General features: G+C 51.0%; 23 protein-coding genes. 16 read left to right on the top strand and 7 right to left on the bottom strand.

The features are described 5' to 3' along the window. The first annotated feature begins 11 nt into the window (after positions 1–11). Positions 12–1,235 (top strand): phosphopentomutase, encoded by a 1,224-nt coding sequence (gene deoB / locus K0335_RS11255; RefSeq protein WP_000816471.1) that lies wholly within the window; start codon positions 12–14, stop codon positions 1,233–1,235. Positions 1,236–1,291: 56 nt separating this feature from the next. After that, positions 1,292–2,011, top strand: coding sequence for a purine-nucleoside phosphorylase (deoD, locus tag K0335_RS11250; protein ID WP_000224875.1), 720 nt, complete (start codon positions 1,292–1,294; stop codon positions 2,009–2,011). Positions 2,012–2,171: 160 nt separating this feature from the next. Here deoD and K0335_RS11245 read toward each other — a convergent pair whose 3' ends face one another. Genes K0335_RS11245 through K0335_RS11235 form a run of 3 tightly spaced genes read right to left on the bottom strand, consistent with a single transcriptional unit; the run spans position 2,172 to position 4,155 of the window. Then, the gene (locus tag K0335_RS11245) at positions 2,172–2,435 is read right to left on the bottom strand and encodes a helix-turn-helix domain-containing protein (RefSeq protein WP_000566247.1); all 264 of its coding nucleotides are present in this window, start codon (positions 2,433–2,435) and stop codon (positions 2,172–2,174) included. Positions 2,436–2,466: 31 nt separating this feature from the next. After that, complete coding sequence (gene lplA / locus K0335_RS11240) at positions 2,467–3,483, bottom strand: lipoate--protein ligase LplA (RefSeq protein WP_104919937.1); 1,017 nt, start codon at positions 3,481–3,483, stop codon at positions 2,467–2,469. Positions 3,484–3,510: 27 nt separating this feature from the next. After that, positions 3,511–4,155 (bottom strand): YtjB family periplasmic protein, encoded by a 645-nt coding sequence (locus K0335_RS11235; protein ID WP_000124606.1) that lies wholly within the window; start codon positions 4,153–4,155, stop codon positions 3,511–3,513. A gap of 105 nt (positions 4,156–4,260) precedes the next feature. Here K0335_RS11235 and serB point away from each other — a divergent pair, with 105 nt between their 5' ends. The 5 genes from serB to nadS all read left to right on the top strand — a co-directional run bounded on the left by serB (position 4,261) and on the right by nadS (position 8,623). Beyond that, complete coding sequence (gene serB / locus K0335_RS11230) at positions 4,261–5,229, top strand: phosphoserine phosphatase (RefSeq protein ID WP_001132947.1); 969 nt, start codon at positions 4,261–4,263, stop codon at positions 5,227–5,229. A gap of 48 nt (positions 5,230–5,277) precedes the next feature. Then, complete coding sequence (radA, locus tag K0335_RS11225) at positions 5,278–6,660, top strand: DNA repair protein RadA (protein ID WP_001029698.1); 1,383 nt, start codon at positions 5,278–5,280, stop codon at positions 6,658–6,660. A 20-nt stretch (positions 6,661–6,680) separates the two neighbouring features. Further along, positions 6,681–7,913, top strand: coding sequence for a multifunctional transcriptional regulator/nicotinamide-nucleotide adenylyltransferase/ribosylnicotinamide kinase NadR (nadR, locus tag K0335_RS11220; RefSeq protein WP_000093812.1), 1,233 nt, complete (start codon positions 6,681–6,683; stop codon positions 7,911–7,913). A 91-nt stretch (positions 7,914–8,004) separates the two neighbouring features. Further along, positions 8,005–8,337 (top strand): type II toxin-antitoxin system RelE/ParE family toxin, encoded by a 333-nt coding sequence (locus K0335_RS11215; RefSeq protein WP_000513551.1) that lies wholly within the window; start codon positions 8,005–8,007, stop codon positions 8,335–8,337. 1 nt (position 8,338) lies between these two features. Next, complete coding sequence (gene nadS, locus K0335_RS11210; protein WP_000007436.1) at positions 8,339–8,623, top strand: NadS family protein; 285 nt, start codon at positions 8,339–8,341, stop codon at positions 8,621–8,623. A 55-nt stretch (positions 8,624–8,678) separates the two neighbouring features. On the opposite strand, the gene ettA is transcribed toward nadS, so the two are convergent. After that, positions 8,679–10,346 carry an energy-dependent translational throttle protein EttA gene (ettA, locus tag K0335_RS11205; RefSeq protein WP_000046749.1) on the bottom strand — a complete coding sequence of 556 codons (1,668 nt, stop codon included), beginning with the start codon at positions 10,344–10,346 and terminating at the stop codon, positions 8,679–8,681. A 210-nt stretch (positions 10,347–10,556) separates the two neighbouring features. Here ettA and sltY point away from each other — a divergent pair, with 210 nt between their 5' ends. Next, positions 10,557–12,494: a murein transglycosylase gene (sltY, locus tag K0335_RS11200; protein WP_000409424.1), complete on the top strand. Its 1,938-nt coding sequence runs from the start codon at positions 10,557–10,559 to the stop codon at positions 12,492–12,494. Positions 12,495–12,583: 89 nt separating this feature from the next. After that, positions 12,584–12,910, top strand: a complete 327-nt coding sequence (trpR, locus tag K0335_RS11195; protein ID WP_000068678.1) for a trp operon repressor — start codon at positions 12,584–12,586, stop codon at positions 12,908–12,910. Here the strand turns inward: trpR and yjjX are convergent. Beyond that, complete coding sequence (yjjX, locus tag K0335_RS11190; protein WP_024256797.1) at positions 12,904–13,419, bottom strand: inosine/xanthosine triphosphatase; 516 nt, start codon at positions 13,417–13,419, stop codon at positions 12,904–12,906. The two genes, trpR and yjjX, sit on opposite strands and share 7 nt — an antisense overlap. Before the next feature lie 51 nt (positions 13,420–13,470). Between yjjX and gpmB the strand changes: the two genes are divergently transcribed. Beyond that, positions 13,471–14,118, top strand: a complete 648-nt coding sequence (gene gpmB / locus K0335_RS11185) for a 2,3-diphosphoglycerate-dependent phosphoglycerate mutase GpmB (RefSeq protein ID WP_104919938.1) — start codon at positions 13,471–13,473, stop codon at positions 14,116–14,118. Here gpmB and robA read toward each other — a convergent pair. Beyond that, positions 14,115–14,984, bottom strand: coding sequence for an MDR efflux pump AcrAB transcriptional activator RobA (gene robA, locus K0335_RS11180; protein WP_000371663.1), 870 nt, complete (start codon positions 14,982–14,984; stop codon positions 14,115–14,117). The genes gpmB and robA overlap by 4 nt on opposite strands. A gap of 210 nt (positions 14,985–15,194) precedes the next feature. Between robA and creA the strand changes: the two genes are divergently transcribed. Genes creA through creD form a run of 4 tightly spaced genes read left to right on the top strand, consistent with a single transcriptional unit; the run spans position 15,195 to position 19,210 of the window. Next, a complete protein-coding gene (creA, locus tag K0335_RS11175) occupies positions 15,195–15,668 on the top strand; it encodes a protein CreA (RefSeq protein WP_000875492.1) in 474 nt (157 codons plus the stop codon). Positions 15,669–15,680: 12 nt separating this feature from the next. Beyond that, on the top strand, positions 15,681–16,370 hold the full coding sequence (gene creB / locus K0335_RS11170) for a two-component system response regulator CreB (protein WP_001188059.1): 690 nt from the start codon (positions 15,681–15,683) through the stop codon (positions 16,368–16,370). Further along, the gene (creC, locus tag K0335_RS11165; RefSeq protein ID WP_104919939.1) at positions 16,370–17,794 is read left to right on the top strand and encodes a two-component system sensor histidine kinase CreC; all 1,425 of its coding nucleotides are present in this window, start codon (positions 16,370–16,372) and stop codon (positions 17,792–17,794) included. The genes creB and creC overlap by 1 nt, the downstream gene beginning before the upstream one ends. A 57-nt stretch (positions 17,795–17,851) precedes the next feature. Then, positions 17,852–19,210 carry a cell envelope integrity protein CreD gene (gene creD, locus K0335_RS11160; RefSeq protein ID WP_104919940.1) on the top strand — a complete coding sequence of 453 codons (1,359 nt, stop codon included), beginning with the start codon at positions 17,852–17,854 and terminating at the stop codon, positions 19,208–19,210. A 65-nt stretch (positions 19,211–19,275) separates the two neighbouring features. Here the strand turns inward: creD and arcA are convergent, their stop codons facing one another. Next, complete coding sequence (arcA, locus tag K0335_RS11155; protein WP_001194358.1) at positions 19,276–19,992, bottom strand: two-component system response regulator ArcA; 717 nt, start codon at positions 19,990–19,992, stop codon at positions 19,276–19,278. A gap of 95 nt (positions 19,993–20,087) precedes the next feature. Here arcA and yjjY point away from each other — a divergent pair, with 95 nt between their 5' ends. Together yjjY and K0335_RS11145 are read left to right on the top strand one after the other, a co-directional pair. Further along, entirely contained in the window at positions 20,088–20,228 is a 141-nt protein-coding gene (gene yjjY, locus K0335_RS11150) for a protein YjjY (protein ID WP_001541509.1), read from the top strand. Between the two features lie 397 nt (positions 20,229–20,625). Further along, positions 20,626–21,312, top strand: a complete 687-nt coding sequence (locus tag K0335_RS11145; RefSeq protein ID WP_104919941.1) for a tRNA/rRNA methyltransferase — start codon at positions 20,626–20,628, stop codon at positions 21,310–21,312. The last annotated feature ends 200 nt before the right edge of the window (positions 21,313–21,512 follow it).

The following is a 21,512-nucleotide window of genomic DNA, read 5'->3' as shown; positions in this document are numbered from 1 at the left end:
ACGGAGAACATATGAAACGTGCATTTATTATGGTGCTGGACTCATTCGGCATCGGCGCTACAGAAGATGCAGAACGTTTTGGTGACGTCGGGGCTGACACCCTGGGTCATATCGCAGAAGCTTGCGCCAAAGGCGAAGCTGATAACGGTCGCAAAGGGCCGCTGAATCTGCCAAATCTGACCCGTCTGGGGCTGGCGAAAGCACACGAAGGTTCTACCGGTTTCATTCCGGCGGGAATGGACGGCAACGCTGAAGTTATCGGCGCGTACGCATGGGCGCACGAAATGTCATCCGGTAAAGACACCCCGTCTGGTCACTGGGAAATCGCCGGTGTCCCGGTTCTGTTTGAGTGGGGATACTTCTCCGATCACGAAAACAGCTTCCCGCAAGAGCTGCTGGATAAACTGGTCGAGCGCGCTAATCTGCCGGGTTACCTCGGTAACTGCCACTCTTCCGGTACGGTCATTCTGGATCAGCTGGGCGAAGAGCACATGAAAACCGGCAAGCCGATTTTCTATACCTCCGCTGACTCCGTGTTCCAGATTGCCTGCCACGAAGAAACCTTTGGCCTGGATAAACTTTACGAACTGTGCGAAATCGCCCGTGAAGAGCTGACCAACGGCGGCTACAACATCGGTCGTGTTATCGCTCGTCCGTTTATCGGCGACAAAGCCGGTAACTTCCAGCGTACTGGCAACCGTCACGACCTGGCTGTTGAACCGCCGGCACCGACCGTGCTGCAGAAACTGGTTGATGAAAAACACGGCCAGGTGGTTTCTGTCGGTAAAATTGCAGACATCTACGCTAACTGCGGCATCACCAAAAAAGTGAAAGCGACCGGCCTGGACGCGCTGTTTGACGCCACCATCAAAGAGATGAAAGAAGCGGGTGATAACACCATCGTCTTCACCAACTTCGTTGACTTCGACTCTTCCTGGGGTCACCGTCGCGACGTTGCCGGTTATGCTGCGGGTCTGGAACTGTTCGACCGCCGTCTGCCAGAGCTGATGTCTTTGCTGCGCGATGACGACATCCTGATCCTCACTGCTGACCATGGTTGTGATCCGACCTGGACCGGTACTGACCATACCCGTGAACACATTCCGGTACTGGTTTATGGCCCGAAAGTAAAACCAGGTTCGCTGGGGCACCGTGAAACTTTCGCGGATATCGGCCAGACTCTGGCAAAATATTTTGGTACTTCTGATATGGAATATGGCAAAGCCATGTTCTGATGGATTTGGGCGGAGCAGTGACTCCGCCTTTAATATGTCACAAAAAGGATAAAATGATGGCTACTCCACACATTAATGCAGAAATGGGCGATTTCGCTGACGTAGTTTTGATGCCAGGCGACCCGCTGCGTGCGAAGTATATTGCTGAAACTTTCCTTGAAGATGCTCGTGAAGTGAACAACGTTCGCGGTATGCTGGGCTTCACCGGTACTTACAAAGGCCGCAAAATTTCTGTAATGGGCCACGGTATGGGTATCCCGTCCTGCTCCATCTACACTAAAGAACTGATCACCGATTTCGGCGTGAAGAAAATCATTCGCGTTGGTTCCTGTGGCGCAGTTCTGCCGCACGTAAAACTGCGTGACGTAGTGATTGGTATGGGTGCCTGCACCGATTCCAAAGTTAACCGCATCCGTTTTAAAGACCATGACTTTGCAGCTATCGCTGACTTCGACATGGTGCGTAACGCGGTAGATGCAGCTAAAGCACTGGGCATTGATGCTCGCGTTGGTAACCTGTTCTCCGCTGACCTGTTCTACTCTCCGGACGGCGAAATGTTCGACGTGATGGAAAAATACGGCATCCTCGGCGTAGAAATGGAAGCTGCTGGTATCTACGGCGTGGCTGCAGAGTTTGGCGCGAAAGCACTGGCTATCTGCACCGTGTCTGACCACATCCGTACTCACGAGCAGACCACTGCCGAAGAGCGTCAGACCACCTTCAACGACATGATTAAAATCGCGCTGGAATCCGTTCTGCTGGGCGATAAAGAGTAATTGTGTTGCGCTGAAAGGCGATTGCCTTGTGAAGCCGGAGTGGGAAACTGCTCCGGCTTTTTAGTATCTATTCATCAATAGCGACTGATTTATAGATTTACTATTATTTTTCATATAGATAGAAAATTAAATCCATTCGAGTATCTATTCACGAATCTATTCATTTATGTTCAGCCGTCATCCAGTAAGGGCATATCAGCAACTCTGGCGGACAACCATAAATTCCTGCCATTTTGTTTTTGATGTTTGAACTAAGCCGTTCCGTCTTTTCGATTTGTTTTAGAGAATTAATCGAGATACCCAACATTTTACTAACTTCAGCAAGTGATAGTTTATGCCTGATACGCACGGCGGTTAGCCAGGATATACCCTGGCTGAACATTAAATTGATAATCTCCCGTTCCTGGTTCTTCAGATCGATCATATTTCCTTCCCTGGATATTTTAATCAGCGAGTTACCGCACCGCCCCTGCCATCCACGCCGATAATTCCCTTAGCTCTTTTTCCTGTTCAGGGAAGTCGACCAACAGAGCTTCACACTCTTGTTGCAGCATATCCGCGCGGTACAGGCAGCCTTGCAGCCGTCCGGCGAGGGCTTCCAGAGGTGCGGGGTTAAGGCTGTCCGTAAATACCTGGGCGCGGGTGATATGGCCTTTTTCGACGTCGAAATGCAGTTCCACGCCGCCCCAGGTAAAGCGTTCATCCAGCAGATGCGAGAACGCTGGAGCCTGTCCGAAATTCCATTCCCAGCTACTCTGGCGGGCAAAGGTTTCGGCGAAGTTCGGCAAGTCCGGCGTTTTGTCCGGGGAGATGATTTCCGCTTCTGTGCGCTCGCCATAATGGGCGAAAAAGGCTTCGGATATGGCCTCGCAAACCTGCTCATGGGTAATTCCCGGCAGCAATTCGGTCAGATTGGTCACGCGGGAACGTACCGACGTAATGCCTTTCGCCGCCAGTTTCTTTTTATCCGGGTTGAGATAGTTTGCCAGGCGGCTAAGGTCGGCATTGAGTAGCAAGGTGCCGTGATGGAAGCCACGATCTTTGGTTTCTCGATAGGCCGCGCCTGAGACTTTACGGTCGCCTTCGGCGGTTTTTACCACCAGATCGTTACGTCCGGACGCTTCGGCGCTGACACCGAGCGCGTTCAGTGCATTGAGCACAATCGAGGTGGAGATCGTTTTATCGTATTCCGGCTTGCCAGCCATGAAGGTAAAACAGGTATTGCCGAGATCGTGGAACACCGCGCCGCCACCGCTACTGCGCCGCGCCAGGCGGACGTTATCTTCTTCCATCCGCCGGGTATTACACTCTTTCCACGGGTTCTGCGCGCGACCAATCACCACGGTGTCAGCATTGCGCCAGAGAAACAAAACGCGCTGCGTGGCGGGCATCTGGCGAAAAATACACTCCTCCACCGCCAGGTTAAACCACGGATCGTAAGAGTCAGAGATGAGCAGGCGTAATGTGGACATAACGATTTCCTTTCTTGTAGTAATGGGTCACTCTTTTTTCTCGCTTTCTTCCTCTTCCGGCACCGGTTTGCTGGCGGTTAACAGGAAGGGGGATTGCTGCCAGCGGGTGCGTTTACCCTGTAGCAGCGTGCGGGTCAGCACTACGCCGATTGCCAGCGAGAGCAACAACATCAGGCGTAAAATGTTAGTGGTGTTATCCACCTGTTGAGCTTCGGTGGCGAGCGTATGGGTGTCGAGCGTCAGGCGCAGATAGCCAAGCGGACCATTTTTCCCTGCAATGGGTTCGACAATCTGCTGGTTAAAATAGCCGCCCGCTTTTTTACCGTCGAGCGCCAGCCGGTCACGCACTTCGACGCTTTCGCCAGAACGGGCGATAAGATCGCCTTGATCGTCATACACGCCCGCGTCGAGGATGCGGCTTTCATCCGTTAACTGATCGAGGATCGCCTGAATGCGTTTTTCATCCGGCGAGTCGGTGCGCATCAGCGGCGCAACGTTCAGCGTTACCTGCCGCGCCAGGGTGCGGGCCAGTTCTTCCAGCTGTGGATTACGCTGTCGCTGGTGGTTTTGACTAAACCATGATGCCCCCTGCATCAGCGCCACTAACAAGGCAAGACAGAACAGGACAATCACTGCCCGATGCAGCCGGAATTTCAGTTTTGTGCGAGCCATCTTCCACCCTTTGAAAATTTGAGACTTAATGTTGCCAGAAGCAATGGATACAAGGTAGCCTCATGCGTTATTTTCCCTGCTTCGAACGATTTTACAGGAGCCTTAATGCCTAACATTACCTGGTGCGACCTGCCTGAAGATGTCTCTTTATGGCCTGGTCTGCCTCTTTCATTAAGTGGTGATGAAGTGATGCCACTGGATTACCACGCAGGTCGTAGCGGCTGGCTGCTGTATGGTCGTGGGCTGGATAAACAACGTCTGACTCAGTACCAGAGCAAACTGGGCGCAGCGATGGTGATTGTTGCCGCCTGGTGCGTGGAAGATTATCAGGTGATTCGTCTGGCAGGTTCGCTTACCGCCCGGGCTACGCGCCTGGCCCATGAAGCACAACTGGATGTCGCGCCGCTGGGGAAAATTCCGCATCTGCGCACGCCAGGTCTGCTGGTGATGGACATGGATTCCACCGCCATTCAGATTGAATGTATTGACGAAATTGCCAAACTGGCCGGAACCGGCGAGATGGTGGCGGAAGTAACCGAGCGGGCGATGCGCGGCGAACTCGATTTTGCTGCCAGCTTGCGCAGTCGAGTGGCAACGCTGAAAGGCGCTGACGCCAATATTCTGCAACAGGTGCGGGAAAATCTGCCGCTGATGCCAGGTTTAACGCAGCTGGTACTCAAGCTGGAAACGCTGGGCTGGAAAGTGGCGATTGCCTCCGGCGGCTTTACTTTCTTTGCTGAATACCTGCGCGACAAGCTGCGCCTGACAGCCGTGGTAGCCAATGAACTGGAGATCATGGACGGTAAATTTACCGGCAATGTGATCGGCGACATCGTTGACGCGCAGTACAAAGCGAAAACTCTGACTCGCCTCGCGCAGGAGTATGAAATCCCGCTGGCGCAGACCGTGGCGATTGGTGATGGAGCCAATGACCTGCCGATGATCAAAGCGGCAGGGCTGGGGATTGCCTACCATGCCAAGCCAAAAGTGAATGAAAAGACGGAAGTCACCATCCGTCACGCTGACCTGATGGGGGTATTCTGCATCCTCTCTGGCAGCCTGAATCAGAAGTAATTGTCCGCCCGTCATCCTGCGGGCGGCACAGCATTAACGAGGTACACCGTGGCAAAAGCTCCAAAACGCGCCTTTGTTTGTAATGAATGCGGGGCCGATTATCCGCGCTGGCAGGGGCAGTGCAGCGCCTGCCATGCCTGGAACACCATCACCGAGGTGCGTCTTGCTGCGTCGCCAACGGTGGCGCGTAACGAGCGTCTCAGTGGCTATGCCGGTAGCGCCGGGGTGGCAAAAGTCCAGAAACTTTCCGATATCAGCCTTGAGGAGTTGCCGCGTTTTTCAACCGGATTTAAAGAGTTCGACCGCGTATTAGGCGGTGGGGTGGTGCCGGGAAGCGCCATTCTGATTGGCGGTAATCCAGGCGCAGGGAAATCCACGCTGCTACTGCAAACGCTGTGCAAACTGGCCCAGCAGATGAAAACGCTGTATGTCACCGGCGAAGAGTCGCTGCAACAGGTGGCAATGCGCGCTCATCGCCTCGGCCTGCCGACTGACAATCTCAATATGTTGTCGGAAACCAGCATCGAACAGATCTGCCTGATTGCCGAAGAAGAGCAACCGAAGCTGATGGTAATTGACTCCATCCAGGTGATGCATATGGCGGATGTACAATCATCACCTGGCAGCGTGGCGCAGGTGCGTGAAACGGCGGCTTATCTGACGCGCTTCGCCAAAACGCGTGGCGTGGCGATTGTCATGGTGGGGCACGTAACCAAAGATGGTTCGCTGGCAGGCCCTAAAGTGCTGGAACACTGTATTGACTGCTCGGTGCTTCTGGACGGCGATGCCGACTCCCGTTTCCGCACCCTGCGCAGCCATAAAAACCGCTTCGGCGCGGTAAATGAACTGGGCGTATTTGCGATGACCGAGCAGGGGCTGCGTGAAGTCAGTAACCCTTCGGCAATTTTCTTAAGTCGCGGCGATGAAGTGACCTCCGGCAGCTCAGTGATGGTGGTGTGGGAAGGAACGCGTCCGCTGCTGGTGGAGATCCAGGCGCTGGTCGATCACTCGATGATGGCGAATCCGCGCCGCGTGGCAGTGGGGCTGGAGCAAAACCGTTTGGCGATCCTGCTGGCGGTGTTGCACCGTCACGGTGGGTTGCAAATGGCCGATCAGGATGTATTTGTGAACGTGGTCGGCGGCGTGAAGGTGACGGAAACCAGTGCCGATTTAGCGTTACTACTGGCGATGGTTTCCAGCCTGCGCGACAGACCGCTACCGCAGGATCTGGTGGTGTTTGGTGAAGTCGGGCTGGCAGGGGAGATCCGCCCGGTGCCCAGCGGCCAGGAGCGGATTTCTGAAGCGGCGAAACATGGTTTTCGGCGGGCGATTGTTCCGGCAGCCAACGTGCCGAAAAAAGCGCCGGAAGGGATGCAGATTTTTGGCGTTAAAAAACTCTCCGACGCGCTTAGCGTGTTCGACGACTTATAATGAGAGATACGGAGGGAGATATGTCGTCATTTGATTATCTGAAAACTGCCATCAAGCAACAGGGCTGTACGCTACAGCAGGTCGCTGATGCCAGCGGTATGACCAAAGGGTATTTAAGCCAGTTACTGAATGCCAAAATTAAAAGCCCCAGCGCGCAAAAGCTGGAGGCGTTGCACCGTTTTTTGGGGCTTGAATTTCCCCGGCAGAAGAAAACTATTGGTGTCGTATTCGGTAAGTTCTACCCGCTGCATACCGGACATATCTACCTTATCCAGCGTGCCTGTAGTCAGGTTGACGAGTTGCATATCATTATGGGCTTTGACGATACCCGCGACCGCGCGTTGTTCGAAGATAGCGCCATGTCGCAGCAGCCCACGGTGCCGGATCGTCTGCGCTGGTTATTGCAAACTTTTAAATATCAGAAAAATATTCGCATTCATGCCTTCAACGAAGAGGGCATGGAGCCGTATCCGCATGGCTGGGATGTGTGGAGCAACGGCATCAAAAAGTTTATGGCTGAAAAAGGGATCCAGCCGGATCTGATCTACACCTCGGAAGAAGCCGACGCGCCGCAGTATATGGAACATCTGGGGATCGAAACGGTGTTGGTCGATCCGAAACGTACTTTTATGAGTATCAGTGGTGCGCAGATCCGCGAAAATCCGTTCCGCTACTGGGAATATATTCCTACCGAAGTGAAGCCGTTCTTTGTGCGCACCGTGGCGATCCTTGGCGGCGAATCGAGCGGTAAATCCACCCTGGTAAACAAACTTGCTAATATCTTCAACACTACCAGTGCATGGGAATATGGTCGCGATTATGTCTTTTCGCATCTTGGCGGCGATGAGATTGCATTGCAGTATTCCGACTACGATAAAATCGCGCTTGGACACGCTCAATATATTGATTTTGCAGTAAAATATGCCAATAAAGTGGCGTTTATCGACACCGATTTTGTGACAACTCAGGCGTTCTGCAAAAAGTACGAAGGGCGCGAGCATCCGTTCGTACAGGCGCTGATCGATGAATACCGTTTTGATCTGGTGATTCTGCTGGAGAACAACACGCCGTGGGTGGCGGATGGTTTACGCAGCCTCGGCAGTTCGGTGGATCGTAAAGAGTTCCAGAACTTGCTGGTGGAGATGCTGGAAGAGAACAATATCGAATTCGTGCGGGTTGAAGAAGACGATTACGACAGCCGTTTCCTGCGCTGCGTGGAGCTGGTGCGGGAGATGATGGGGGAGCAGGGATAATCATCTTTATAAGATGTTGAGTGATATTACTGATTCAAAAGTGTACTTAGTACTCCATTTTGGTGTACAATGTACCTGCCAGGGAGGGGTAATGGGCAAGGCGATAATATTTATAGAGACGCCAATGTTTACGCGTCAGATCAAGCAGATTGCAACCGATGATGAATTAAAGGAATTGCAAAAAGAACTCATCGGAACTCCCGATAAAGGTGATCTCATTCAGCAGACTGGTGGATTGCGTAAAGTCCGAATGGCTGCGGGTTCACAGGGAAAAAGTGGCAGTGTCAGAATAATTTACTTTCTGGCGACGGAAGAGATTATTTATTTGATTATGGCCTATCCGAAGAATGCCAAAGACAGTCTGACAGATACGGAAAAAGCTCAACTAAAGAAGTTGACGAAACTGCTCAAAGGTGAGGTATAAAATGAGTTTTTTTGATGAGTTGAAAACCTCTCTGGAAGAGGCTGTCGAGATTAAACAAGGTTTAAAAGAACCTGCACGGGTGACCCGCTACGAAATTGCGGATGTTAAAGCTATTCGTGAGCAACTCAACGTTTCGCAAAGTGAGATGGCAAAAGCTCTGGGAACCAGTGTGGATACCATTAAAAGCTGGGAATCGAAGCGAAGAAATCCTACGGGATTGGCTGCAAAAGTACTTGCCACAATTAAAGAAAATCCTGCCTTTTTCCGGGAACTTGCCTCCCATTAATCATTTAACTATTACCGGATGCGATGCTGGCGCGCCGCATCCGGCATTTTACGCATTACTTCGCAATACGCTTGTACTTGATACGCTTCGGCTCCAGCGCGTCTGCGCCCAGCGTGCGTTTCTTGTACTCTTCGTACTCGGTAAAGTTACCTTCGAAGAACTCAACTTTACCTTCATCCTGGTAGTCCAGGATGTGCGTGGCGATACGGTCGAGGAACCAACGGTCATGCGAGATAACCATCGCGCAGCCCGGGAACTCCAGCAGGGCGTTTTCCAGCGCACGCAGGGTTTCGATATCCAGGTCGTTGGTCGGTTCGTCGAGCAGCAGCATGTTGCCGCCAACCTGCAGCAGCTTCGCCAGATGCAGACGACCACGCTCACCACCGGAGAGTTCGCCAACGCGTTTACCCTGATCAACCCCTTTAAAGTTAAAGCGGCCAACGTAGGCGCGGCTTGGCATCTCGGTGTTACCGATCTTCATGATATCCAGCCCGCCGGAAACTTCTTCCCAAACGGTTTTGCTGTTATCCATTGAGTCACGGAACTGATCGACAGATGCCAGTTTCACCGTTTCACCTAAAGTGATGGTGCCGCTGTCTGGCTGTTCCTGACCAGAGATCATACGGAACAGGGTTGATTTACCCGCGCCGTTCGGACCGATGATCCCGACGATCGCCCCTTTAGGGATCGAGAAGCTCAGATCATCAATCAGCAGACGATCGCCGTAAGATTTACGCAGGTTGCTGACTTCCAACACTTTATCGCCCAGACGCGGTCCAGGTGGAATAAACAGTTCGTTGGTTTCGTTACGTTTCTGATATTCGGTGCTGTTCAGCTCTTCAAAGCGCGCCAGACGTGCTTTACCTTTCGACTGACGGCCTTTAGTTCCCTGACGTACCCACTCCAGCTCTTTCTCGATCGACTTACGACGCGCTGCTTCTTGTGAAGCTTCCTGCGCCAGACGCTGATCTTTCTGCTCCAGCCAGGAGGAGTAGTTACCTTCCCACGGAATACCTTCACCGCGGTCAAGTTCGAGGATCCAGCCTGCAACGTTATCGAGGAAGTAACGGTCGTGGGTAATCGCAACCACGGTGCCCTCGAAGTCGTGCAGGAAGCGTTCCAGCCATGCTACGGATTCGGCATCCAGGTGGTTGGTCGGTTCGTCGAGCAGCAGCATGTCTGGTTTTTCCAGCAGCAGGCGGCACAACGCCACGCGACGACGCTCACCACCGGAGAGGTTAGCGATTTTCGCGTCCCAGTCCGGCAGACGCAGCGCATCCGCCGCACGCTCCAGCTGAACGTTCAGGTTGTGACCGTCGTGAGCCTGAATGATCTCTTCCAGACGGCCTTGTTCAGCGGCCAGCTTGTCAAAATCGGCATCCGGATCGGCGTACAGCGCATAGACTTCATCCAGACGTTTCAGAGCGTTAACCACTTCAGAAACCGCTTCTTCAATGGACTCACGCACGGTGTGTTCCGGGTTCAGCTGAGGTTCCTGCGGCAGGTAACCAATCTTGATGTCTGGCTGCGGACGCGCTTCACCTTCGATGTCTTTATCAATGCCCGCCATAATGCGCAGCAGGGTAGACTTACCCGCGCCGTTCAGACCCAGGACACCAATTTTTGCCCCAGGGAAGAAACTCAGAGAGATGTTTTTCAAAATATGACGTTTCGGCGGAACAACTTTGCCGACACGATGCATGGTATAAACGAATTGAGCCACGTTGGACTTCGCCTCTATGTTTATCGTGATGATGAGTTTTCAAAGGCGAAGTGTAGCCTGTTTCCTTATCTAATCCCAGCCGGTCGATCACCCTCGCAGTAAAAGTAAAAAAGTGTCCGTAACGTGGCGTAAACGGCAATGACTGGTTAGCATAAATCTATTACGCGGCATGACGCTGTATTGATGTATTGACACTTAGAGGATGCGCTTGTGGAAAAAGCCAAACACGTTACCTGGCGGCTGTTGGCTGTCGGTGTCTGTCTGCTGACGGCCAGCAGCGTGGCGCGAGCCGACTCACTGGATGAGCAGCGTAGCCGTTACGCGCAAATTAAGCAGGCCTGGGATAATCGACAAATGGATGTGGTCGAACAAATGATGCCTGGACTGAAGGATTATCCACTTTATCCCTATCTGGAATACCGCCAGATCACCGATGATCTGATGAATCAACCGGCGGTCACTGTCACTAACTTTGTTCGCGCTAACCCCACGCTTCCTCCCGCTCGCACGCTACAATCTCGTTTCGTCAATGAACTGGCGCGGCGTGAAGACTGGCGTGGTTTGTTAGCCTTTAGCCCGGAAAAGCCCGGAACTACCGAAGCGCAATGTAATTACTACTATGCGAAATGGAACACCGGGCAGAGTGAAGAAGCCTGGCAAGGGGCGAAAGAGCTGTGGCTAACCGGCAAGAGCCAGCCTAACGCCTGTGACAAGTTATTTAGTGTCTGGCGTGCGTCAGGCAAACAAGATCCGCTGGCGTATTTAGAGCGTATCCGTCTGGCGATGAAAGCGGGTAACACGGGTCTGGTGACAGTGCTGGCAGGTCAGATGCCTGCTGATTACCAGACTATCGCCTCGGCGATTATTTCTCTGGCGAACAACCCTAATACGGTACTGACCTTCGCGCGTACAACCGGTGCGACCGATTTTACCCGTCAAATGGCGGCGGTGGCGTTTGCCAGCGTGGCGCGGCAGGATGCTGAAAATGCACGGCTGATGATCCCGTCGCTTGCCCAGGCACAGCAGCTTAATGAAGATCAGATTCAGGAACTGCGCGATATCGTCGCCTGGCGTTTGATGGGCAACGATGTCACCGACGAGCAGGCGAAATGGCGCGATGACGCCATTATGCGCTCGCAATCCACCTCGTTGATTGAACGCCGAGTACGGATGGCGCTTGGCACTGGCGATCGGCGTGGACTGAATACCTGGCTGGCGCGTTTGCCGATGGAAGCGAAAGAGAAAGATGAATGGCGTTACTGGCAGGCCGATTTATTGCTGGAACGCGGACGTGAAGCTGAAGCGAAAGAGATTCTGCATCAACTCATGCAACAGCGTGGTTTCTACCCAATGGTTGCTGCACAGCGCATCGGCGAAGAGTATGAGCTGAAGATTGATAAAGCGCCGCAGAATGTTGACAGCACCCTGACTCAGGGGCCGGAGATGGCGCGCGTGCGCGAGTTGATGTACTGGAATCTCGATAACACCGCGCGTAGCGAGTGGGCCAATCTGGTGAAGAGCAAGTCAAAAACAGAGCAGGCACAGCTGGCACGGTATGCTTTCAACAACCAATGGTGGGATCTCAGCGTTCAGGCGACGATCGCCGGGAAGTTGTGGGATCATCTGGAAGAACGATTCCCGCTGGCCTACAACGATTTTTTCAAACGTTACACCAGCGGTAAGGAGATCCCGCAAAGCTATGCGATGGCGATTGCCCGTCAGGAGAGCGCCTGGAATCCGAAAGTGAAGTCACCGGTAGGGGCCAGCGGGCTGATGCAGATTATGCCTGGTACGGCGACCCATACGGTGAAGATGTTCTCTATTCCTGGCTACAGCAGCCCTGGGCAATTGCTGGATCCGGAAACGAACATCAACATCGGCACCAGTTACCTGCAATATGTTTATCAGCAGTTTGGCAATAACCGTATTTTCGCCTCAGCAGCTTATAACGCCGGACCTGGACGAGTGCGCACCTGGCTTGGCAACAGCGCTGGTCGAATCGACGCAGTGGCATTTGTCGAGAGTATTCCGTTCTCTGAGACGCGCGGTTATGTGAAGAACGTGCTGGCTTATGACGCTTACTACCGCTATTTCATGGGGGATAAACCAACGTTGATGAGCGCCACGGAATGGGGACGTCGTTACTGATCCGCACGTTTATGATATGCTATCGTACTCTTTAGCGAGTACAACCGGGGGAGGCATTTTGCTTCCCCCGCTAACAATGGCGACATATTATGGCCCAACAATCACCCTATTCAGCAGCGATGGCAGAACAGCGTCACCAGGAGTGGTTACGTTTTGTCGACCTGCTTAAGAATGCCTACCAAAACGATCTCCATTTACCGTTGTTAAACCTGATGCTGACGCCAGATGAGCGCGAAGCGTTAGGGACTCGCGTGCGTATTGTCGAAGAGCTGTTGCGTGGCGAAATGAGCCAGCGTGAGTTGAAAAATGAACTCGGCGCTGGCATCGCGACGATTACGCGTGGATCTAACAGTCTGAAAGCCGCGCCTGTCGAGCTGCGCCAGTGGCTGGAAGAGGTGTTGCTGAAAGATCACTGATACACGACATTATGAAACGGACTCAGCGCCAGGATCACCGCCTGGTGATAGACGCTGGCGCGAGTGAGCTTCCCGGCGGTAAATACGCCGATTGCACCTTCTTTACGGCCAATTTCATCAATGCCGGTATAACGCGACATCACGGGGCCGAGCGCCTCGCCTTCACGCACTTTCTCCAGAATCACCTCAGGCAACGGCAAAGTTGCCGAACGCGCTTCGCCACGCTGGCTGGCGTTTTCAATCACCACCCAACTGAAGGTGCTGTCGCCATCAATCCCCGCTTCAATCGCCACCCAAAAATCAGCCTCTGGATGTAAACAGCGGGCATTTGCCACCCGATTTCGTGCGCCAGCGCGCGTTTCCTCACTGCCAAAGGGCTGTTCCGGTACACCGCTCTCGACGGCAACGGATGCAATATGGCAGGATCCTTCGCCGAAGATCTCGTGAAATGCCTGCAGAATGGCCTGAATTTTAGCGGGATTGGTGGTCGCACAGACAACTTGGTGCATAATCAGCATTACTCAGAAAATTAACGTTACAGCAGTATACGGAAAAAAAGCATGTTACAGGTATACCTAGTCCGCCACGGTGAAACGCAGTGGAACGCCGAGCGACGTATTCAGGGCCAGTCTGACAGCCCGCTGACTGCCAAAGGTGAGCAACAGGCGATGCAGGTGGCGACCCGTGCCAAAGAGCTTGGCATTACGCATATCATCAGTAGCGATTTAGGGCGCACCCGCCGCACGGCGGAAATCATCGCCCAGGCCTGCGGCTGCGATATTCTCCTTGATCCTCGTCTGCGTGAATTAAATATGGGTGTACTGGAAACAAGAAATATCGATTCACTCACCGAAGAAGAAGAAAACTGGCGTCGCCAGCTGGTCAATGGCACCAAGGATGGCCGGATCCCACAAGGGGAATCAATGCTGGAATTAAGTGAGCGTATGCATTCCGTACTGGCGTCTTGCCTGGAGCTGCCGCAGGGAAGCCGACCTTTACTGGTGAGTCATGGTATCGCGTTGGGATGTCTGGTGAGTACCATTCTGGGTTTACCTGCATGGGCAGAGCGTCGCTTACGTCTGCGTAACTGTTCTATTTCGCGCGTGGACTATCAGGAAAGCCAGTGGCTGGCGTCAGGTTGGGTAGTAGAAACCGCAGGGGACGTCTCACATCTGGATGCCCCTGCGTTAGATGAGTTACAGCGTTAACGACGGACAGGAATCAGCAATTCGCAGCGTAGATTCATCGGGCGATCCCCCGCTTTGGCATCTTCTGCCGGGTAGTATCGCTCAATATCCTGACCTTTACGGCGCGTGAGATTCAGTGTAGGCATACAAGTGCCGTAAACCGTCAGGATAAATTCCTGTACGCCTGTTCCCAGACCTTCGTAGGTAAACATTACATATTCGCCGCCCTGCAACAGTACCGGATACCCCGCCTGCACATAGCCGTTGGCTTGATCCTGAGGCAAAGCAGTGGTGTAAAACACTTCCTGTTCGTCATCTCTCTCCTGGCTTGGACGCGTTTCGTTCAGACCGTAAAGCACTGGCGGAATTGCCGGAGCATTACCCAGGAAATCGTGCCAGAACTGATAGCGCATTTCGTGGCGGAAATCGGAGATTTCTTCCAGCGAGCAGGAGTAACTTTGCGTGACGCCGATCAGTGGCGTGTCATCCAGCGTCACAAATTTGTGCTCTGGCATGGTGAATTCACCTAAACGCAGCGGTGGGCGAATACCAAACGCACTCCATTCTGGAGAACGACGATACAGCGCAGGAGTCTGGGCAAACTGCTTCTTGAATGCGCGGGTAAAAGTTTGTTGAGAGTCGAAACGGTATTGCAGTGCGATGTCCAGAATCGGACGTGCAGTCAGGCGAAGCGCAACAGCAGATTTCGATAAACGACGGGCACGGATATACGCGCCAATCGCATGGCCCGTGACATCCTTAAACATTCTTTGCAGATGCCACTTGGAATAACCTGCTTTCGCCGCCACATTATCGAGTGACAACGGTTGATCCAGGTGACCTTCCAGCCAAATTAAGAGGTCGCGAATAATGCCGGCCTGATCCATAAAATATCCTCATCCTTTAAACAACGAGTACCTGACATCAGGTAAATGGATAATAGCATTTTTTGCTATTTTAGCATTCAGTGTTTTTTTTGCTTTTAAATGCTCTTGCTGATTCATCACAAGATAATTCTGGTAATTATGTGATCTATAAAAAATTTCTTTTAAAATGGCGTGAATTTATCCATTCAGATTTTTAGAGATGGTAACAATATGAAATATAAGCATTTAATCATGGCGTCTTTGCTGGCTTTTATCGGCCACGCAGCACATGCAGAACAAATTGGTTCAGTTGATACAGTGTTCAAGATGATCGGCCCGGATCACAAAATTGTTGTCGAGGCGTTTGATGATCCGGAAGTGAAAAATGTCACTTGCTATGTCAGTCGGGCGAAAACAGGGGGAATTAAGGGAGGGCTGGGGCTGGCGGAAGATACATCTGATGCAGCAATCTCCTGCCAGCAGGTCGGGCCGATTGAGTTGAGCGACAGAATTAAAAACGGCAAAGCCCAGGGCGAGGTAGTGTTTAAGAAACGCACATCGTTACTGTTTAAATCCTTACAGGTGGTGCGTTTCTATGACGCCAAACGTAATGCGCTAGCTTATCTGGCCTACTCCGACAAAGTGGTCGATGGCTCACCAAAAAATGCGATTAGCGCAGTACCTGTGATGCCGTGGCGGCAATAAGCGAGTAATGCGATGCAACAAGTCCGGGTCTGGTTAGTGGAAGATGAGCAAGGGATCGCCGACACGTTGATCTACATGCTTACTCAAGAAGGATTTCTTGTTGAGGCTTTTGAGCGGGGATTGCCTGCTCTGGAAAAAGCGCATTTTCAAGTGCCGGATGTCGCTATTCTCGATGTTGGTTTGCCCGATATCAGTGGATTTGAGTTATGCCGTCAGCTGCTGGAGCGCCATCCGGCGCTGCCCATTCTTTTCCTGACCGCCCGTAGTGATGAAGTGGATCGCCTGCTGGGGCTGGAAATCGGTGCCGATGATTATGTTGCAAAACCATTCTCACCCCGCGAAGTCTGCGCCAGAGTGCGAACGCTGCTGCGGCGGGTAAAGAAATTTTCTGCACCTTCGCCTGTTATCCGCTGTGGTCAGTTTGAGCTGAACGAACCCGCTGCACAGATAAGCTGGTGTGATACTCCATTGCAGCTCACGCGCTATGAATTTTTACTGTTAAAAACACTGATTATGTCGCCAGGCCGTGTCTGGTCACGCCAGCAGTTGATGGATAAAGTCTGGGCGGATGCACAGGATACTTTTGACCGAACGGTAGATACCCATATTAAAACGCTACGCGCTAAGTTACGGGCAATTAACCCGGCACTTTCACCAATCAATACACATCGCGGAATGGGATACAGTCTGGGGAGCGCCTGATGCGCATTGGAATGCGATTGCTGCTTGGCTACTTTCTCATTGTTGCCGTTGCCGCGTGGTTTGTGTTGTCGATTTTCGTTCAGGAAATAAAACCTGGCGTGCGGCGGGCTACCGAAGGAACACTGATAGATACCGCCACACTTCTGGCAGCACTTGCGAAAGAGGATATTCTTTCCGGTGATCCGGCACATGGGCAGCTGGCACAGGCTTTTACCCAACTGCAGGATCGTCCGTTTCGCGCCAGTATTGATGGTATCAACAAGGTACGTAATGAGTACCATGTTTATATGACCGATGCACAAGGTCGTGTGTTATTTGATTCTGCCCGTAAAGCGCAAGGTGAGGATTATTCCCGCTGGAATGATGTCTGGCTGACGTTGCGAGGGCAATACGGCGCGCGTAGCACCCTGCAAAATCCTGCTAATCCCGAAAGTACAGTGATGTATGTCGCCGCACCTGTTATGGATGGTACGCAGCTCATTGGTGTACTGAGTGTAGGCAAGCCAAACGCGGCAATGGCGCCTGTCATTAAGCGCAGCGAGCGCCGCATCCTCTGGGCGAGTGCACTATTACTGGGGATTGCGCTGGTGATAGGGGGCGCGATGATCTGGTGGATAAATCGCTCAATTGCCCGGCTGACAAATTATGCTGACTCTATTACTGAAAATAATCCCGTGCCTTTACCGGAATTAGGCAGCAGTGAATTGCGAAAACTGGCACAGGCACTGGAAAGCATGCGCGTGAAGCTGGAGGGGAAAAACTATATTGAACAATATGTTTATGCATTAACACATGAGCTAAAAAGTCCGCTGGCAGCCATTCGTGGCGCGGCAGAAATTTTGCGTGAAGGGCCACCACCAGAAATAGTGACTCGCTTTACAGAAAACATTCTGACGCAAAATGCCAGAATGCAGACGTTGGTGGAGACCTTACTGCGTCAGGCACGGCTGGAAAATCGGCAGGAGGTGACTTTTTCCCCGGTCAATGTCGATGCTCTGTTTAAGCAAGTTACTGAGGCGCGTGCGGTGCAACTGGCGGCGAAGAAAATCACTTTAGAAATACTTCCATCTGATTATTGGGTGTTAGCAGACCCCGCTTTGCTGGAGCAGGCAACAGGGAATTTGCTGGATAATGCTATCGATTTTACGCCAGAAAACGGCACTATCATTCTTAGCGCTTTCGCCCAGGAAAATAGTGTGACATTGAATATACAAGATACGGGGTACGGCATTCCTGACTACGCATTGCCCCGTATTTTCGAGCGTTTCTACTCATTACCGCGTGAAAATGGCCTGAAAAGTAGTGGGTTGGGGCTGGCATTTGTCAGAGAGGTTGCCCGCTTACTGAAAGGTGATGTCACTCTGCAAAATGTGGCTGAAGGTGGCGTACTGGCTTCGTTATCACTTCACCGTTACTTCACATAACTTCAAATTCTCTGCACATAACCTTTTTATTCTGCAAGCCTTGCAAAGGAGAAGGTTATGTTGAGATCCCCATTGTTGTGGAAAATTGTCACGTTAAGTGGCGCTATTTTGTTGTTACTGATTCCGTTGTCGATGATCCGCCTGGTGGTCACTGAACGAGCCCATTACCTGAGTAATGTTGAAGATTCGATTCGACAAAGTACCAGTGGTTCGCAAAAAGTTGTTGGTCCGCTCATCGCGATTCCGGTTACAGAGTTGTACACCGTACTTGAGGATGACAAAGAGGTTGAACGCAAGCGTAGTTTTATACATTTCTGGTTACCTGAATCGTTGATGGTTGATGGCAATCAGAATGTTGAAGAACGCAAAATTGGTATTTATTCCGGGCAAGTATGGCACAGCGATTTATCGATGAAAGCAGACTTTGACACGGCGCGGTTAAGTGAACTGAATAAACCCAATATTACTCTTGGAAGACCATTTATTGTGGTTGGTGTGGGCGATGCCAGGGGAATAGGCCTTGTTAAAGCACCGCAGATCAATGGTAATACCTTGAGTGTTGAACCTGGCACGGGATTGCAGGACCACTCGTCTGGCGTACATATTCCATTGCCAGAGGGGTTTTCGCTTAATGAGAACCTCAGTTTGGCAATGTCGTTAAGTTTGAGTGGAACGGGCAGTTTCTCCGTTGTGCCTACCGGGCGCAATAGTGAAATGACGTTAACCAGCAACTGGCCACACCCCAGTTTTTTAGGCGATTTTTTACCTTCACAACGTGAAGTCAGTGCATCAGGATTCCACGCACAATGGCAAAGTAGTTGGTTTGCCAATAATCTGGGGGAGCGTTTATCAAAAGCCGATACAATTCAATGGCTTCAATTACCGTCATTTAGTGTTGCCGTCGCAACACCTGCAGATCAATATCAGCTAGCTGACCGGGCAACAAAATATGCCATTTTGTTGATTTCTCTTACCTTTATGGCTTTTTTCGTATTCGAAACCACAACGGAACAGCGATTGCACCCGATACAATATCTGTTGGTTGGTTTGTCGTTAGTCATGTTCTATCTGCTGTTGCTGGCGTTAGCAGAACATATTGGATTTACTCTGGCGTGGGTTGTCGCAAGCCTGGTCGGATCATTGATGAATGGCGTTTATCTTCAGGCAGTGCTGAAAGGTTGGCGCGTTAGTCTGGTATTTACACTGGCGCTATTAATGCTCGATGGTGTGATGTGGGCGCTATTACGTTCTGAAGACAGTGCGTTATTGCTCGGAACCAGCGTACTGTTATTAGCCTTAGGGGGGATGATGTTTGTAACACGGCATATCGACTGGTATGCACTTTCTCTGCCCAAAATGAAGAATGCGAAAATTGCACACACAGATATGAGCGATGAATTACGGATCTGGAAATAGATTTTTTTCAGGCAATAAAAAACGGCGCCGGGAGCGCCGTTTTTACTGATTCAAAAGGAAGGTCATTAATCTTCCAGGTCACCGCAGAAGCGGTAGCCTTCGCCGTGGATGGTGGCGATGATTTCCGGGGTATCCGGCGTAGATTCGAAGTGCTTACGAATACGACGAATTGTCACATCTACGGTACGGTCGTGCGGCTTAAGTTCACGGCCGGTCATTTTCTTCAGCAGTTCAGCACGAGACTGAATTTTGCCAGGGTTTTCGCAGAAGTGAAGCATGGCGCGGAACTCGCTACGCGGCAATTTGTACTGCTCGCCATCAGGGCCGATCAAGGAGCGGCTGTTGATATCGAGTTCCCAACCGTTGAACTTGTAGCTTTCAACGCTACGACGTTCTTCGCTGACAGTACCCAGATTCATGGTACGAGACAGCAGGTTGCGAGCACGGATAGTCAGTTCGCGTGGGTTAAACGGTTTGGTGATGTAATCGTCTGCACCGATTTCGAGGCCGAGAATTTTATCGACTTCGTTATCGCGGCCAGTCAGGAACATCAGAGCAACGTTAGCTTGCTCACGCAGCTCACGTGCTAACAGAAGACCGTTCTTCCCGGGTAAATTGATATCCATGATCACCAGGTTGATGTCATATTCAGAGAGGATCTGATGCATTTCCGCGCCATCTGTCGCTTCGAAAACATCATAGCCTTCCGCTTCGAAAATACTCTTCAACGTGTTGCGTGTTACCAACTCGTCTTCAACGATAAGAATGTGCGGGGTCTGCATGTTTGCTACCTAAATTGCCAACTAAATCGAAACAGGAAGTACAAAAGTCCCTGACCTGCCTGCTGCATGTCGCAAATTAACATGTCAGGCGTAACATGACTAAAGTACGTAATTGCGTTCTTGATGCACTTTCCATCAACGTCAACAACATCATTAGCTTGGTCGTGGGTACTTTCCCTCTGGACCCGACAGTGTCAAAAACGGCTGTCATCCTAACCATTTTAACAGCAACATAACAGGCTAAGACGTAGCGGACACTCAATAAAACTACGCTTCGTTGACATATATCAAGTTCAATTGTAGCACGTTAACAGTTTGGTGAAATGCTTGTAGCTAAATGTTAGCTTTCATCACAATTTTTCAATATTCCAACTAGTTGCACGTACTAACTAATAAATGCAGTGAATCCAATTAGTGCGATTCATTCTAAATTAAATTATCCTAAATAAACATGAGGATATACAGCTTTTGTTAACATAAAAAGCGGTGGTAACGTCAAGAAACAGTTTAGCGTTTTTTACTAAATGTGAAATGCTTTTAACGTGTTTTTCGTTAAAATCTTGTAAATTCGCGCTGCGTAATAAGCTGACATTTACGCTTGTTTGCCAGGGCAAAGAGTAAAAGAGCAACACTATGCGATTAACAATTATTCTGGTTGCGCCTGCCAGAGCGGAAAATATTGGTGCGGCAGCACGGGCGATGAAAACTATGGGATTTCATGAGATGCGTATCGTCGATAGCCAGGCTCATCTCGAACCCGCCACGCGTTGGGTTGCTCACGGCTCGGGAGATATTATTGATAATATTGCGGTTTTTTCGAGTCTTGCTGAAGCGTTACAGGACGTGGATTTTACTATTGCAACCACGGCACGAAGCCGGGCGAAGTTTTATTACTACGCGACGCCAACAGAACTGGTGCCTTTGTTGGAGGAAAAATCGTCATGGATGAATCATGCAGCACTGGTTTTTGGCCGGGAAGATTCAGGTCTGACGAATGAAGAGTTGGCTCTTGCAGATATTCTCACTGGTGTGCCAATGGTGGCAGATTACCCTTCGTTAAATTTGGGTCAGGCAGTAATGGTCTACTGCTATCAATTAGCAAACTTAATGCAACAACCCATTAAAGCCCTCGACATGAGTGATGAACATCAGCTGACTGCATTACGCACGCGTGTGATGCGGCTTTTATCAACATTAGACGTGGCTGATGACGTAAAACTGGTGGAATGGTTGCAACAGCGATTGGGGCTATTAGGACAACGAGATACAGCAATGTTGCATCGTTTACTGCACGATATTGAAAAAAACATCGCCAAATAAAAACGCATATTTTAGGATTTTTTTAGCTTTATACCCTGCCTGCAAGTAGTGATTGTTGCTTTTGTTGGTTGAATGTCGCAGAACACCCAGCATGTTGTGAACTAATTACGTAAAGTGACAAAACTAAAAAATTATTGACTTAGGTCACTAAATACTTTAACCAATATAGGCATACAGCACAGACAGATAAAAATTACAGA

This window comes from Escherichia sp. GZ89 (genome assembly GCF_019366485.1).
Classification (GTDB): domain Bacteria; phylum Pseudomonadota; class Gammaproteobacteria; order Enterobacterales; family Enterobacteriaceae; genus Escherichia; species Escherichia fergusonii.
This window is presented reverse-complemented; position numbering and strand designations above follow the sequence as displayed.